This window comes from Novosphingobium sp. CCH12-A3 (genome assembly GCF_001556015.1).
GTDB classification, from domain to species: domain Bacteria; phylum Pseudomonadota; class Alphaproteobacteria; order Sphingomonadales; family Sphingomonadaceae; genus Novosphingobium; species Novosphingobium subterraneum.
Genome location: NZ_LSIA01000233.1, coordinates 16,955 through 30,849 on the forward strand (window position 1 = coordinate 16,955; position 13,895 = coordinate 30,849).

A 13,895-nucleotide genomic window follows, 5' to 3' on the forward strand; every position below is an offset into this window, starting at 1 on the left:
ATAGGGAATGGCAAGAGCGTTGGACGTCTATCACGCCAGTCTTAAGGAAGCGCAAGCGGACCCGCGCGTTATCGCGGCTCAGGGCGCTTCGCCGTTCGAGCGGCTCGACTGGCTTGCCCTGCTCGCAGCGCATTGCCTCGACGAGGCGAAAGCGCGGGTCACCATTGCCGCGGACGAGCAGGGATGCACCGCCCTGCCCTGGCTGGAAGACCATGGGCAAATTGCAGCGCTTGCCAAATGGTACAGTTTTTTCGTGCGTTTTCTGGGTAATGGCAGACATCTCTCAGAGATCGTGAGAAGCCTTCCCCATAACCGGGCGTTGTTTGCTCCTTTGCCGGAGGACGACGCCACAGCCCTTGCTTCCGCATTCCGCAAGGCTGGCTGGATCGCGCTCGCCGAGCCCTGCGACAGCAACCACGTGCTTGCCGTGAACGGACGGAGCTTTGCCCAATACTGGGTAGATCGCCCCGGGGCATTGCGCGAAACCTTCCGGCGCAAGAGCCGGAAAGGCGAAGTCACGCTGCGGCTCGCAACGCAGTTTTCCCAAGCCGATTGGGACGCTTACGAGACGGTCTACAAGCTGAGCTGGAAGCCCGGCGAAGGATCGCCCGATTTCCTTCGGGCATGGGCCGAAATGGAGGGCAAGGCCGGCCGCTTGCGCCTTGGCATTGCCGAGGTGGATGGCCAACCAGTCGCCGCGCAGTTCTGGACTGTCGAGGGCGGCACCGCTTTCATTCACAAGCTTGCGCATGATGAACGCTTCCGCAAGCAATCGCCGGGAACGCTGCTCAGCGCGGCAATGTTCGAGCATGTAATTGACCGCGATGCTGTCACGCTAATCGATTTCGGCACTGGCGATGATCCCTACAAGCGCGACTGGATGGAAGATGTGCGGATCCGCTGGCGGGTGCGGGCATGGCGCAAGAACGCCATCCGTCACTGGCCCTCGCTGGTCCGTGCGCTTGCCGCACGAACACTGCGCCCCCTTGTCTCCAGGAACCGCCATGGTTAAGGGCCCGATGAAACTGATAACGGCAGCTGGACACTGATGAGCGACACCGACAGCACCCTGCGCGCGATCCTCAAGGACGTTCTTGGCCTTTCGGCCGAGCGCGTGGCCGCTTTCGATGCCTCGACCGGCCTGTTCGGGGAACTGCCCGAGCTTGATTCGATGGCCGTGGCCGGCCTGCTCACCGAGATCGAGGACCGGCTCGACATCGTGATCGAGGACGACGAGGTCGATGGCGAACTGCTGGAGACCTTCGGCAACCTGCGATCGTTCCTGGAAGCCAAAGTCACGGCGTGATCGCGCGCTGGCCTTGCCCCGGCCCCGAAGGCCAGAGCGAGGAGTATGCGCTTGCCTTCGATCGCGGCCGTGAAAAACGCCTGCTGATCGTCCCGCCTTTGTTCGACGAAGCCAACCGCATGCGGCGGATGCTGGTCGATGCCATGCGCCTGCTGGATGACGCAGGAATCGACAGCTTCCTGCCCGACCTGCCAGGTTGCCAAGAAAGCCTGCAGAAGTTCGAGGCGCAGAGCCTCCACGGCTGGCGCGGCGCGATGCAGCTGGCGTCACGCCACTTCCGGGCGACCGACGTGCTGGCGGTGCGTGGTGGCGCTCTGGTGTTTCCCAACGCGCTGCCGGGCTGGGCGCTCGAACCTGCAAAGGGTGCGGCGATCCTGCGCCAGATGATCCGCGCCCGCGTGATCGCCTCACGCGAAGCCGGTGTGCAGGAGGACAGTGCGGCGCTGCTCGAACTTGGCCGCAGCGAAGGGCTGGAACTTGCCGGATGGCGCTGCGGTGCGTCGCTGATTGCCGGGCTGGAGAATGCCTTGCCACAAATCGAGGGTCACCACCTCATTGCGCAGGGCCAGCTTGGCGGTGGCGGCTTGTGGCTGCGGGCAGAACCAGCGGCGGCGCCCGAACAGTCCGCCGCCCTCGTCCGCGTGATCCTGTCCGAGATCGACGCATGACCAGGCGCCACCTCACCTTCACGTGCGAGGGGGCGACGCTTATCGGCACGCTGGACCGCGAGGCCGCGAGTCACTCGACCGGTCTGCTGATCGTCTCCGGCGGCAATGAGCTGCGCTCGGGCGCCTGGAGCGGACAGGCGCAACTGGCCGCTCGCATCGCCAGCGAGGGCTATCCGGTGTTCCGCTACGACCGACGCGGCGTCGGCGACAGTGAGGGCGAGAATCATTCGTTCCGCCACTCCGGGCCGGATATTGCAGCAGCCCTCGCCGCATTTCGCGCCGCAGCACCGCATGTTGCCCGCATCGTCGCGTTCGGCAATTGCGATGCGGCCGCAGCGCTGATGCTGAACGCGCCTGCGCTGCCGATCGATGCTCTCGTGCTCGCCAACCCTTGGACGATAGATGGCGAGGAAGCCCCAAACGCCATGCCCGCCTCGGCTATCCGCAGCCGTTATCTCGCCAAGCTCGCCAACCCGCGCGAGGTCTGGCGGCTGCTGACCGGAGGGGTGAACCTCGCAAAGCTCGCCAGAGGGCTACGCAGCGCGGCATCGCCGACGCCTGCTCCAGCGGGCCTTGTCGAGGAGATGAGGACAGGCCTTGCGGCTTTCAGCGGCGCCGCAACGATCCTGCTCGCCAGCCGCGACCGGACGGCGCAGATGTTCAGCGAAGTCTGGGACAGCGCCGACTTGCGCATCCAGCGCATCGACAGCGCGTCCCACAGCTTTTCAGACGAAGCCGCGCGCGAATGGCTTCACGCGCGGCTGATCGAGGTGCTTGGGCCCTAAACTGCTGCGACTTCCGCCTGAGCGGCCTTGAAGTCCAGCTCGGCAAGGAAGCGTTCGGAATCTAGCGCGGCCATGCAGCCGGTCCCGGCCGCCGTCACGGCCTGGCGATAGGTATGGTCCATGACGTCGCCGCAGGCGAAAACGCCGGGGATCGCGGTCTTCGGCGTGCCGGGTTCCACCACGATGTAGCCGCTCTCATCGAGTTCGAGCTTGCCCTTGAACAGTTCGGTCGCCGGGGCATGGCCGATTGCCACGAAAGCGCCATCGGTCTCGACGACGCTTTCCGCGCCGGTCACGGTGTCGATCACCTTCACGCCGGTCAGGCCCTTGCCCGCCTCGCCGATGAAGCTGTCGACCTTCTGGTTCCACAGCACCTTGACGTTGGGGTGAGCGAACAGACGGTCCTGCAGGATCTTCTCGGCGCGCAGGGAATCGCGGCGGTGGATCAACGTCACGTCGGGCGAATGGTTGGTAAGGTACAGCGCTTCCTCGACGGCAGTGTTGCCGCCGCCGATCACCACGACCTTCTTGCCGCGATAGAAGAACCCGTCGCAGGTAGCGCAGGCCGATACGCCCTTGCCCGAAAACTCCTGCTCGCCCGGAACACCGAGCCACTTGGCCTGCGCGCCCGTGGCGATGACAAGCACGTCGCCCTCATAGATGTCGCCGCTGTCGCCGACGGCGCGGAACGGGCTGCCATCCAGGCTGACTTCAAGGATCGTGTCCCACATCATCCGCGTGCCAACATGTTCGGCCTGGGCCTGCATTTCCTGCATCAGCCACGGGCCCTGGATCACGTCGCGAAACCCCGGGTAGTTCTCGACATCGGTGGTGATGGTCAGCTGGCCGCCGGGCTGCAGCCCCTGCACCACGATCGGCTGCATCCCCGCGCGCGCGCCATAGATCGCGGCGGAAAGCCCGGCCGGGCCGGAACCGATGATGAGCATGCGGGTCTTGTGCGTGGTCGCCATGGGAAAAGTCCTCCAGTCGCCAACGAGATAAGCAGCGCAGGGCGCAAAAGCCAGTCCGCGCCCCCCGCTTTTTCCGCAGCTATCCGACAGATTTTCTTTATTCGACGAGGTTGGCTTCGATCGCGGCGAGCACCTGCGGTGTCACGCCGAGCACCTCCCGCGCATAGGCCTCCACGCTGCCGTGACGTTCCCGGATCGCTGCGAACGCGCGCTCGAGAAATTGCCCCTCGACGCCCATCAGCACGCGCACCGCGGCATCATCCATCGATATGCCGAAACCCTCGCGCACATGCCGCGCTCCGGCTTCGATGCGCGCCTCGGCATTGCCCGCAGTATTGGTGAGCAGATAGTCCGCCACGATATCATCGTGGTGCACGCCCAGCATATCGTGGACCAGCGCAGCGGCGAGGCCGGTCCGGTCCTTGCCGGCCAGACAGTGCAACAGGCTCGGCGTATCGCGTTCGGCCAAGGCGTGCATGTACAGACGGTAGGTCCCGACCAGGACAGGCCGGAATGGCAGCGTTTCGTAAAGAGCAAGCATGGCCTCTCGCGCATCGTCGGCAGTGCGCACATCGCGCGCCATCTCTTCGTGCACCGCGCGCCCAGCCGCACTTGCAGTTTCGCCAGGATGGAAAAGCACGCTGCCCTCGAACTCGGGGTGCCTGAGGCAGCGATTGGCAGCGCGCTCGCTATCACCGCGCAAGTCGATGACGGTGGCGATCTGCAAGGCGTGGACTTTCTCGAGATCCTCAGCCGTTGCCTCGCTATGCTGACCCGAGCGCCACAGGACGCCCTTGCGCAACCGACCACCGCGCGCGGCATAGTTGCCATAGTCCCGGAAATTGTGGATTCCGGCCATCGCCAGCACCCTGGCCTGTTCCTGCTCGCTCATTTCACCGTCCTTGCCTGCGCTCAGCAATGGCAGCTTTGCCCAAGCGTGCAAGCGGGTCCGTCTGACGTTTCACGTCGTGGCAATGCCTCGTGACCCGTAGCGGGTTTGGCCCTTTATTGCCGCACGGCCAGCGGTTCGAGCGCGCGCGCCACAACTACTGCCGCCGGTGTCGGCTTGGGCACCAGGGTTCCGCCCAGCCGCCGCACGGCTTCGTCCATGCGATCAAGGTCGCCGGTGTGAAGGACGTAAGGAACGCCCATTGCCGCAAGCGTCCGTGCCACCTGCTCGCAGGTTTGCCCTTGGCCCAGCGAAACGTCGAGAATGGCCGCGGAAATCGCGTTGTTCTGGACGATGGAGAGCGCCTCCATCAGATCGAGTGCCGTCAATGGCTTGCACCCGGCATCTTCGACCGCAAATTCCAGATCGAGCAGGATGAGCGGTTCATCATCGAGCACGAGCACGCGGCACGGCTCCGACGAAGCGTGATGCATCCCGCTCATTCGCCGGCATCCCGCAAGGGGATGCTGAGACGGGCGTGAAGCCCTTCGCTGTTCAGTTCTCTCACAATTCCTCCCCTGGCCATGCCAAGCATGCGGTCCACGATACCATCCACCCCGTCCGAACCTGCCGCCGCCTCTTGCAGCAAAGCGTCGGTTCCGCGCCCATGTTCCACCCAGTCGATGCGTATCGCCGGGCTCTCGGCCGAACCATTGCGCTGCCAGCCGACCGTCACCCGCCCGTCATCCCGACTGAGGGCGCCGTAACGGATGGCGTTCACCGCCAGTTCGTGAAGCGACAGTCCGAGCACCGAGACCGACGCAAAATCCGACCTGAGCCCGTTGCCCTCGAAAATGATGCGCGTCCCATCCGGATCGTAAGGCGCCAGGACGGCACGGATGGCCTGCCCAACCTCGACGGTGCCGCGATGAGAATCATCGAGGGTGGTTTCGTAAGCCCGGCCAAGCGCCTGGATTCTGTCATTGATTTCCCGCGCTTCGGCCTCGATGCCGCGAACCCTGCCGGTGAAGTTGACGATGCCGCCGATCACGGCAAACATGTTCTTCATGCGATGCGACAGTTCGCGTGCCAGCTCGCGCGCGTGCAACTCGTCGGCCCGCGCCGCGCGCACGTCGGAAACATCCCACTGGCTGCCGAAGAAATAGACCAGTTTTCCTTCGGCGTCGTAGACCGGCCCCAGATGCAGGGCATTCCAGAACGAGCTGCCGTCCTTCCGGTAGTTCAGCAGTTCGACAACCGTTACGTCCTCGCGATCCAACGCGTTGCGGATCCGCACCAGAGAGGCACGATCGCTTTCCGGGCCTTGCAGGAAGCGGCAATTGCGTCCGACGATTTCGTCTTCCTCATATCCGGTGAGGTGACGAAACGCCCGATTGGCAAAGACGATGGGCATGTCATCCTGATGAGGATCGCACAGGCAGATCGCCATGCGCGTCTGCGCCATCGCCTGCTCGAACAGAACGCCAGATGCTCCGTCGAACGTATCTTCGGGGTGTTGCGCACGAAAACGCGCCACGGATGGATCAAACACGGTGTGGGCCTGATCGATCGGGCCGGACCCAGGGATGTTATCTGAAGTGTTACGGTTCATATCAGTGGCTACCTGCCACCGAAAATGCAGTTCCTACTGCTTGGTTCCGGAAAAAAGCATTAAATTCATGGGCATCATTTTCGTTCCAGGGGAATGACGGCGAGTGTCAACCGGGATATACAAGCGAGCTTGTCCAGTTCATCGACGATCCGGATGGACCAGACGTGGGTGCTACGCCCCAGCGCCTCGGGCCGCGCCGTCGCATAAACCCACCCGTCGCGCACCGGTCGCAGGTGATTGGCGTTGATTTCCATCCCCACGCAAGCGAACCGGTCAGGGTCCACCACCATGGCTCCTGCCATCGAACCGATCGTTTCTGCCAGCGCAACCGATGCGCCACCGTGCAACCGGCCAAAAGGCTGATGCGTGCGATGGTCGACCGGCATGCGCGCGGAAATCCAGTCATCGCCACAGTCATGGAACTCGATGCCAAGGTGCGCCGGCATCGAGGAACTGCCCAATTTCGTCAGTCGCTCGAGCGAGGGCTTCTCACCATTCCACCAGATCAAGCAGCAAATCCTTCAGCAAGAAAACGCCCGGCGCATCCGGCCAGCACGGCAGTGCCGAGCGGCAACACGCTTTCGTCCACCATCATTCTGGTGGAGTGGATCGAACAGCAAGAGCGCCAGTCTACGCCTTCATGGGCCACGCCAAGGAAGAACATCGCTCCGGGCACCTTTTCAAGCACATAGGAAAAGTCTTCCGCCCCCATGATCGGAGCGTCCAGCCGGTGAAAGCCATGCTCGCCGGTTAGATCGCGAACCACCCTCTCGCCCAAATCAACCGCGCGCCCATCGCATACGGTGACAGGGAACCCCGGCGTGATCGCGACCTCGGCCGTCATTCCGTGGGCCGCGGCGATGTTCGTCGCCACCAGCTTCAATGCTTCATGGATGCGCGCGCGATTGGTGGCAGAAAGCGTGCGCAATGTGCCGCGCATGGCGACCCGGTCGGCGATCACGTTGTGGGCCGTACCCGCCTCGATTTTCGCGACTGTGGCGACGACGGGATCGCTCACCGGGAACTTCCTCGTGACGACCGTCTGGAGCGCGGTGACGATCTCACAAGCCACTGGCACCGGATCGAGCGCATCGTGCGGCATCGAGGCATGGCCGCCCCGGCCGTGCACGACGATGTCGAACTGGTCTGCCGAAGCAAGCAATGGCCCTGCCCGACCGGCCACAAGGCCATGCGGACTGTTGGGCATGATGTGCAGGGCAAAGGCAGCATCGGGCAGCGGATCTATCAGCCCGTCTTCGAGCATGAAGCGAGCGCCATGGAATCCCTCTTCGCCCGGCTGGAACATGAACTGCACCTCGCCTGCAAGGTCATCAGCCCGGGCGCAGAGCAGTTCGGCGGCACCTGCCAGCATGGCGGTGTGCGTGTCATGGCCGCAGGCGTGCATTGCGCCCGGGATGGTGGAGGAGAAGTCGAGCCCGGTCTCTTCGGTCATGGGCAGCGCGTCCATGTCGCCGCGCAGGAGGACACGCCGTCCAGGTCCGGCCCTGCCTTTCAGCGAAGCCACCAGCCCGGTCGTCGATGGCCCCTCACGCCATGTCAGTGGAAGATGAGCGAGCGCGGCGCGGACCTTGTCCCGGGTCTTGGGCGTGTGCAGGCCGAGTTCGGGTTCGGCATGGATCGCACGGCGCAGCGCGACGATCGAATCGGAAAGGCCTCGCGCCTGTTCGAGCAAGTCGGGATGAAGCATCGGAGGCCTCTTGTGGAAGGGATCGACACTAGGCTGGCACGTTGCAGCGCTGCTGTCGAGACTTGGCCTTGGGACTTGCACCAGCGGGCAGAGCGCGTTAATCGTTCGATTAAATAGTCCACTGACGGAGAGAGTCCCGATGCCCGAAGCCTATATCATCGATGCCGTCCGCACTCCGCGCGGGGTCGGCAAGCCCGGCAAGGGCGCGCTTTCGCACCTGCACCCGCAGCACCTCGCCGCGACTGTCCTCAAGGCCCTGAAGGAGCGCAACAATCTCGATACCACGACGGTGGACGACATCATCTGGTCAACCTCCTCGCAGGTCGGCAAGCAAGGCGGCGACCTGGGCCGCATGGCGGCGCTGGCAGCGGGGTACGACATCAAGGCGTCGGGCACGACGCTTGACCGCTTCTGCGGCGGCGGCATCACCTCTGTGAATCTGGCCTGCGCCTCGGTGATGTCGGGGATGGAAGACTGCGTCATCGCCGGCGGTACCGAAATGATGAGCTTCACCGCCGCGCACGGAGCAGAACAGGCCAATGCGGGCATCAAGCCACTGGGCATGGGCTCAGGCAACCTGGCGCTCGACGCCTTGCATCCGCAATCGCACCAGGGCGTGTGTGGCGATGCCATCGCCAGCATCGAAGGCATCAGCCGCGAAGCGCTCGACGCGCTTGCCCTCGTCAGCCAGCAGCGCGCCGACCGCGCGATCAAGGAAGGCCGCTTCAACAAGTCGGTCGTGCCGGTCCTGAACGAGGACGGTTCGGTCGCGCTCGACCGCGAGGAATTCCCGCGCCCCGAAACAACTGCCGAAGGCCTCGCCGCGCTGAAGCCGAGCTTTGCCGGCCTTGCCGACTTCGATCTTGGCGGCACGTCTTTCCGCAAGCAGATCAACCGCCGTTATCCTGACGTGGAAATCCAGCACTTCCATCACGCGGGCAACTCCTCGGGCGTGGTTGATGGCGCAGCGGCGCTGCTGATCGTTTCGCCCGCCTATGCCGAAAAGCACGGCCTCAAGCCGCGCGCCCGCATTGTGGCTTACGCCAACCAGGGCGATGATCCGACGTTGATGCTGAACGCGCCCGTGCCTGCCGCCAGGAAGGTGCTGGCCAAGGCCGGGCTTTCCAAGGACGATATCGACGTCTGGGAAATCAACGAAGCCTTTGCTGTCGTTGCCGAAAAGTTCATCCGCGACCTGGAACTCGATCGCGAAAAGGTGAACATCAACGGCGGCGCCATGGCGCTTGGCCACCCGATCGGCGCAACCGGTTCGATCCTGATCGGCACCGCTCTCGATGAACTCGAACGTTCGGGCGGACGCTACGGCCTTGTAACGATGTGTGCTGCTGGCGGCATGGCACCGGCGATCATTATCGAACGCATTTAACCAAAGTAAATACTCGAGACAATTAGTGGCCCGGCGATCGAATGCCGGGCCATTGTTTTTCAAGAAGTTGCAAATGTTACGTTGCAATACGTTGCCAGCGCTGGCATTTGTCGAGCTAATATGCCCGCATTTCCGCGAACTCTTGTCAGACCCCTGCGCGGTAAGCTGTCCGGCTACGCCGTAGCGATTGGCCTTGCGATAATCGCCACGATACTCAGGCAGGCAGCCGACAATCTTCTACCTCCCGGCTTCCCATTCCTGACGTTCTTTCCCGCCGTGATCGTCACCGCATTTGTTGCCGGACGCGGCCCCGGCGCGCTCTGTGGCGTGCTTAGTCTATTGTCTTCATGGTATTTTTTCATTCCGCCAGCGAATACTTTCGTGCTCTCTGCTCCAGTGGCGACCGCGCTGCTATTCTTCGCAGCAGTGGTGATTGTGGATGTCCTTCTGATCGACGGGCTGCAACAGCGCCAGGAGCAGCTGGTCGAAAGCCAGCGCCAGCTGAGCGCGATGGCAGACCAGCAAACCCTGCTTTTTCAGGAACTTCAGCACCGCGTGGCGAACAACCTCGCCTCGGTCTCCTCGATGCTGCGCATCCAGCGCCGACAGATCGAGCGGACGCCGGAAATCGCTCTCACGGTCCTTGAAAGCGCCGACCAGCGCATCGAACTGATGGGCCGCGTGCATCGCCAACTCTACAATCCGGCGGCCCGTGAGATTCCCCTGCCCGAACAGATCGAAAATGTCGTGGCTCAGGCGCAGGACGTGGCCGGGGCCGAGGACGTCAAGGTAATCATCAACGCCGTCGATGCACCCCTTGCCGTAGACCGTATGATGACGCTGATGCTGCTCATCACGGAAGTGCTCAACAACTCGATAAAGCACGCTTTTCCGGAAGGTTCGTCCGGCGAGGTTCGTCTCACGCTGGAACCCGCCAGTCACGGACGGCTGCGCCTGACGATTGCAGACAACGGGCGCGGCCTTTCTCCGGAACACGCCGACGTCCCGCGCCATCGCGGCCTCGGCACTGCCATAACCAAGGGCTTTGCCACCCAGCTCGGCGGCACGATCACGGTCGACGGCAGCAACGGGGTGAGGACGATTGTCGAGTTTCCGGAGGGCTGAGGGCAGTTTCCAACTCTCCCCCAACTCTCCCCCAACTCTACCGCAACTCACCCCTAACTCCCCCCTGACTCGTGTAGGCAAACGCCCCACTCGGCGGGGCTTTGCCCATGCACGATCACGGTGCCGCAGCGATCGGTCCCGCTTCGTTGGCGACAACCTTCAGGACCTCGGCCCAAGCAGCGACATTTTGCGCCAATTCGGCGGGATCGACCTTGTCCAAGGTGTCGTCAGGCGTGTGATGAAGATCGAAGTAATGGGTGCCGTCCTGGTTCAGGTCGACGACTGCGAGCTTCTGCCTTTCGATCACCGGCTCGACGTCCGTCCCGCCATCGGCCTTGCCCGATCCGCGGACGATACCCATCGGTGACAAGGCAGCGGCGATGCGGTCGGTCAGGGCCTTGTCGGCCATGTTGAACTGGACGCGCCAGACGCGGGACGCGCCGAAGTCGCTCTCCATCGCTAGGGCGTGGGGTTCGCTGTGCTTTTCCGCGTAAGCCTTGCCGCCGAAGCCGCCGAGTTCCTCCGAGCCTGCCCAGAGAACGCGGATGGTGCGCAAGGGCGCGCCGCCCTCTTGCGCCTTCAAGGCGGCAGCGGTGATGATGGCGCACCCCGCTGCGTCGTCAATCGCGCCGGTGCCGAGATCCCAGCTATCGAGGTGGCAGCCGAGCAGAATCGGCGGGAGCGAAGGATCGCGGCCCGGCAGATCGCCGATGACGTTGCCCGAGGGAAGATTGTCGGTGGTCTTGCCGGTGAGCGTGAGACTGAGGCGGATTGCCTTGCCGCTGCGCGCTATGCGGGCGATCAGGTCGGCATCCGGATTGGAGACCGCGCCTGCCGGGATCGGCTTGACGCCATCGGGGAACGTGGTGCCGCCGGTATGGGGGTTGCGGTGACTGTCGGTGCCGATGGAGCGGATCACCACGCCGATCGCGCCCTTGCCCGAGGCGATAGCTGGCCCCGCACGGCGGACCTGGCCGTAGGGACCATAACCGCTGCCGTCCTGGTTGCGCTTCATCGCGTGGTCGATGAAGGCGATCTTGCCGCTGAGCGAGCCGGCCGGCGCGGCCTTCAGCGCATCGAGCGTGGGGAAATAGACGACATCGCCTTCGATGCCCTTTTCCGGCGTAGTGCCGCTGTAGCCCAGTGCAGTGATCGCAAGCTTGAACGGGATCGGCGCGAGAAGGCTGCCTTCGTCCCGACCGCGCACGTAGCCGCGGATCTTGAAGGGTTCCACGGCGACGTTGCTGAAGCCCAGCGCCTTCAATCGCGCTTCGGCCCAGACGCGGGCGCGCGCTTCGGCTTCGGACCCGGGCATGCGCGGCCCGACTTCGCTGGTAAGCCCGGCGAGCAGGTCCCAGGCGACATCGCCTTTCGGATCCTGCGCATAAGCGGTTGAAACGGAGAGGGTGGCGATGAGCGCAAGGGCGCGAGCATGGTTTCTCATGCAACCGTGCTATCGCCCGGCCCACCGCCTGCCAAGCCCTGCGCGCCGCCCTTGTCGCACAAGCCCCGCTTGCCCGACCCTTCGCGCTCGGATAGAGGGCGCGCAACAGTTTTTGCCTTCTACCCAAGGACCCGAGATGGCTGCCCAATACGCCTACGTCATGAAAGACATGACGAAGACCTTCCCCGGCGCGCAGAAGCCGGTGCTGAGCAATATCAACCTGCAGTTCTATCAGGGCGCCAAGATCGGCATCGTCGGCCCGAACGGTGCCGGTAAATCCACCCTGATCAAGATCATGGCCGGGATCGACAAGGACTTCACCGGCGAAGCCTGGCCGGGTGAAAACATCACCGTCGGCTACCTTGAGCAGGAACCGCAGCTCGACGAGAGCAAGACCGTGCTCGAGAACGTCAAGGACGGTGCGCGCGAGATCGCCGACATGGTCGAGCGCTTCAACCAGATCGGCATGGAAATGGCCGAGGAAGATGCCGACTTCGATGCGCTCGGTGCCGAGATGGCCGAGTTGCAGGACAAGATCGACGCGGTGGATGGCTGGACGCTCGACAACCAGCTCGAAATCGCGATGGAAGCGCTGCGATGCCCGCCCGGCGACTGGTCGGTGGCGAGCCTTTCGGGCGGTGAAAAGCGCCGCATCGCGCTGACCCGCCTGCTCATCCAGAAGCCTTCGATCCTGCTGCTGGACGAACCGACCAACCACCTTGACGCTGAATCCGTCGAATGGCTGGAAAACCACCTCAAGGACTATGCCGGCGCGGTGCTGATGATCACCCACGACCGCTACTTCCTCGACAACGTGGTGGGTTGGATCCTCGAACTCGACCGCGGAAAGTACTTCCCCTACGAGGGCAACTACTCGACCTACCTCGAAACCAAGGCCAAGCGCATGGCCCAGGAAGAGCGTGAGGAAAGCGGCAAGCAGAAGGCGCTGCAGCGCGAACTCGAGTGGATCCGCCAGACCCCGGCCGCGCGGCAGACCAAGTCCAAGGCGCGTATCCGCAAGTTCGAGGAACTGCAGAACGCCCAGGACAACCGTCCGGTCGGCAAGGCCCAGATCGTCATCCAGGTGCCGGAGCGCCTTGGCGGCAAGGTGATCGAGGTGAAGAACATCTCGAAGGCCTATGGCGACAAGCTGCTGTTCGAAGACCTGTCGTTCATGCTGCCGCCCGGTGGCATTGTCGGCGTGATCGGGCCGAACGGTGCGGGCAAGTCCACGCTATTCAAGATCCTGACCGGCAAGGAAACGCCCGACAGCGGCACGGTGGAAATCGGCTCGACCGTCCACCTCGGCTATGTCGACCAGAGCCGCGACGACCTGAACCCCGCCAACAACGTGTGGCAGGAAATCTCGGACGGCCTCGATTACATGAAGGTCAACGGGCAGGACATGTCGACCCGCGCCTATGTCGGCGCGTTCAACTTCAAGGGTCCCGACCAGCAGAAGAACGTCGGCAAGCTTTCGGGCGGTGAGCGCAACCGCGTGCACATGGCCAAGATGCTGAAGGCCGGCGGCAACGTGCTGCTGCTGGACGAACCGACCAACGATCTTGACGTGGAAACGCTGGCGGCACTGGAAGACGCGATCGAGAACTTCGCCGGTTGCGCCGTGGTCATTTCGCACGACCGCTTCTTCCTTGACCGTCTGGCAACGCACATCCTGGCGTTCGAGGGCAACAGCCACGTCGAATGGTTCGAAGGCAACTTCGCGGCCTATGAGGAAGACAAGCGCCGCCGCCTGGGTGACGCGGCAGATCGTCCGACCGCGTTGGCGTACAAGAAACTGACGCGCTGATCTTCTTAGTCAGTAATGGGCGCGCCCCGCTGGCCATCTTGGCGGGCGGGGCGTCATCCTATTTCGTCACCCTGAACTTGCATCAGGGTCCATCTCGCCACACGCACGGACGGTGTTTGGCGAGGGATGGATGCTGAAACAAGTTCAGCATGACGGTGAGAATGCACCGACCTGCCGCACAAGATGACGA

Annotated in this window: 14 protein-coding genes; 7 read left to right on the forward strand and 7 right to left on the reverse strand. The window is 63.5% G+C overall.

What is annotated here, in order from left to right; all coding sequences use genetic code 11:
* The first annotated feature begins 7 nt into the window (after nucleotides 1–7).
* The 4 genes from AX703_RS18540 to AX703_RS18555 are packed head-to-tail and all read left to right on the forward strand — an operon-like array spanning nucleotide 8 to nucleotide 2,759.
* The gene (locus tag AX703_RS18540; protein WP_197423766.1) at nucleotides 8–1,012 is read left to right on the forward strand and encodes a GNAT family N-acetyltransferase; all 1,005 of its coding nucleotides are present in this window, start codon (nucleotides 8–10) and stop codon (nucleotides 1,010–1,012) included.
* Between the two features lie 36 nt (nucleotides 1,013–1,048).
* Nucleotides 1,049–1,306 carry an acyl carrier protein gene (locus AX703_RS18545; protein ID WP_039331417.1) on the forward strand — a complete coding sequence of 86 codons (258 nt, stop codon included), beginning with the start codon at nucleotides 1,049–1,051 and terminating at the stop codon, nucleotides 1,304–1,306.
* Nucleotides 1,303–1,974: a hypothetical protein gene (locus AX703_RS18550; RefSeq protein ID WP_062346166.1), complete on the forward strand. Its 672-nt coding sequence runs from the start codon at nucleotides 1,303–1,305 to the stop codon at nucleotides 1,972–1,974. Before AX703_RS18545 ends, AX703_RS18550 begins: the two co-directional genes overlap by 4 nt.
* On the forward strand, nucleotides 1,971–2,759 hold the full coding sequence (locus AX703_RS18555; RefSeq protein WP_062346168.1) for a hydrolase 1, exosortase A system-associated: 789 nt from the start codon (nucleotides 1,971–1,973) through the stop codon (nucleotides 2,757–2,759). Before AX703_RS18550 ends, AX703_RS18555 begins: the two co-directional genes overlap by 4 nt.
* On the opposite strand, the gene trxB is transcribed toward AX703_RS18555, so the two are convergent.
* The 6 genes from trxB to AX703_RS18585 form a co-directional block, all read right to left on the reverse strand.
* Entirely contained in the window at nucleotides 2,756–3,730 is a 975-nt protein-coding gene (gene trxB / locus AX703_RS18560; RefSeq protein ID WP_039331423.1) for a thioredoxin-disulfide reductase, read from the reverse strand. The genes AX703_RS18555 and trxB overlap by 4 nt on opposite strands.
* Nucleotides 3,731–3,827: 97 nt before the next feature.
* Complete coding sequence (locus AX703_RS18565; RefSeq protein ID WP_062346208.1) at nucleotides 3,828–4,622, reverse strand: tyrosine-protein phosphatase; 795 nt, start codon at nucleotides 4,620–4,622, stop codon at nucleotides 3,828–3,830.
* A 113-nt stretch (nucleotides 4,623–4,735) separates the two neighbouring features.
* Entirely contained in the window at nucleotides 4,736–5,122 is a 387-nt protein-coding gene (locus tag AX703_RS18570; protein WP_118074107.1) for a response regulator, read from the reverse strand.
* Entirely contained in the window at nucleotides 5,119–6,231 is a 1,113-nt protein-coding gene (locus AX703_RS18575) for a PAS domain-containing protein (RefSeq protein ID WP_062346169.1), read from the reverse strand. Before AX703_RS18575 ends, AX703_RS18570 begins: the two co-directional genes overlap by 4 nt.
* A gap of 74 nt (nucleotides 6,232–6,305) precedes the next feature.
* Nucleotides 6,306–6,740: a hotdog fold thioesterase gene (locus tag AX703_RS18580; protein ID WP_082013237.1), complete on the reverse strand. Its 435-nt coding sequence runs from the start codon at nucleotides 6,738–6,740 to the stop codon at nucleotides 6,306–6,308.
* Nucleotides 6,737–7,939 carry a M20 family metallopeptidase gene (locus tag AX703_RS18585; RefSeq protein ID WP_062346172.1) on the reverse strand — a complete coding sequence of 401 codons (1,203 nt, stop codon included), beginning with the start codon at nucleotides 7,937–7,939 and terminating at the stop codon, nucleotides 6,737–6,739. Before AX703_RS18585 ends, AX703_RS18580 begins: the two co-directional genes overlap by 4 nt.
* Before the next feature lie 139 nt (nucleotides 7,940–8,078).
* On the opposite strand from AX703_RS18585, the gene AX703_RS18590 reads away from it, so the two are divergent.
* Complete coding sequence (locus tag AX703_RS18590) at nucleotides 8,079–9,326, forward strand: acetyl-CoA C-acetyltransferase (protein ID WP_062346174.1); 1,248 nt, start codon at nucleotides 8,079–8,081, stop codon at nucleotides 9,324–9,326.
* A 120-nt stretch (nucleotides 9,327–9,446) separates the two neighbouring features.
* Nucleotides 9,447–10,451: a sensor histidine kinase gene (locus AX703_RS18595; protein WP_082734678.1), complete on the forward strand. Its 1,005-nt coding sequence runs from the start codon at nucleotides 9,447–9,449 to the stop codon at nucleotides 10,449–10,451.
* A 115-nt stretch (nucleotides 10,452–10,566) separates the two neighbouring features.
* On the opposite strand, the gene AX703_RS18600 is transcribed toward AX703_RS18595, so the two are convergent.
* On the reverse strand, nucleotides 10,567–11,895 hold the full coding sequence (locus AX703_RS18600; RefSeq protein ID WP_062346178.1) for a M28 family peptidase: 1,329 nt from the start codon (nucleotides 11,893–11,895) through the stop codon (nucleotides 10,567–10,569).
* 136 nt (nucleotides 11,896–12,031) lie between these two features.
* Between AX703_RS18600 and ettA the strand changes: the two genes are divergently transcribed.
* On the forward strand, nucleotides 12,032–13,705 hold the full coding sequence (gene ettA / locus AX703_RS18605) for an energy-dependent translational throttle protein EttA (protein ID WP_039331432.1): 1,674 nt from the start codon (nucleotides 12,032–12,034) through the stop codon (nucleotides 13,703–13,705).
* The last annotated feature ends 190 nt before the right edge of the window (nucleotides 13,706–13,895 follow it).

Excerpts from the sequence above, each read along its gene's own strand:
- AX703_RS18555 (WP_062346168.1), top strand. The coding sequence starts at position 1,971 with ATGACCAGGCGCCACCTCACCTTCACGTGCGAGGGGGCGACGCTTATC.
- AX703_RS18585 (WP_062346172.1), bottom strand. The coding sequence starts at position 7,939 with ATGCTTCATCCCGACTTGCTCGAACAGGCGCGAGGCCTTTCCGATTCG.
- AX703_RS18600 (WP_062346178.1), bottom strand. The coding sequence starts at position 11,895 with ATGAGAAACCATGCTCGCGCCCTTGCGCTCATCGCCACCCTCTCCGTT.
- trxB (WP_039331423.1), bottom strand. The coding sequence starts at position 3,730 with ATGGCGACCACGCACAAGACCCGCATGCTCATCATCGGTTCCGGCCCG.
- AX703_RS18595 (WP_082734678.1), top strand. The coding sequence starts at position 9,447 with ATGCCCGCATTTCCGCGAACTCTTGTCAGACCCCTGCGCGGTAAGCTG.
- AX703_RS18575 (WP_062346169.1), bottom strand. The coding sequence starts at position 6,231 with ATGAACCGTAACACTTCAGATAACATCCCTGGGTCCGGCCCGATCGAT.
- ettA (WP_039331432.1), top strand. The coding sequence starts at position 12,032 with ATGGCTGCCCAATACGCCTACGTCATGAAAGACATGACGAAGACCTTC.
- AX703_RS18590 (WP_062346174.1), top strand. The coding sequence starts at position 8,079 with ATGCCCGAAGCCTATATCATCGATGCCGTCCGCACTCCGCGCGGGGTC.
- AX703_RS18545 (WP_039331417.1), top strand. The coding sequence starts at position 1,049 with ATGAGCGACACCGACAGCACCCTGCGCGCGATCCTCAAGGACGTTCTT.
- AX703_RS18570 (WP_118074107.1), bottom strand. The coding sequence starts at position 5,122 with ATGAGCGGGATGCATCACGCTTCGTCGGAGCCGTGCCGCGTGCTCGTG.
- AX703_RS18565 (WP_062346208.1), bottom strand. The coding sequence starts at position 4,622 with ATGAGCGAGCAGGAACAGGCCAGGGTGCTGGCGATGGCCGGAATCCAC.
- AX703_RS18540 (WP_197423766.1), top strand. The coding sequence starts at position 8 with ATGGCAAGAGCGTTGGACGTCTATCACGCCAGTCTTAAGGAAGCGCAA.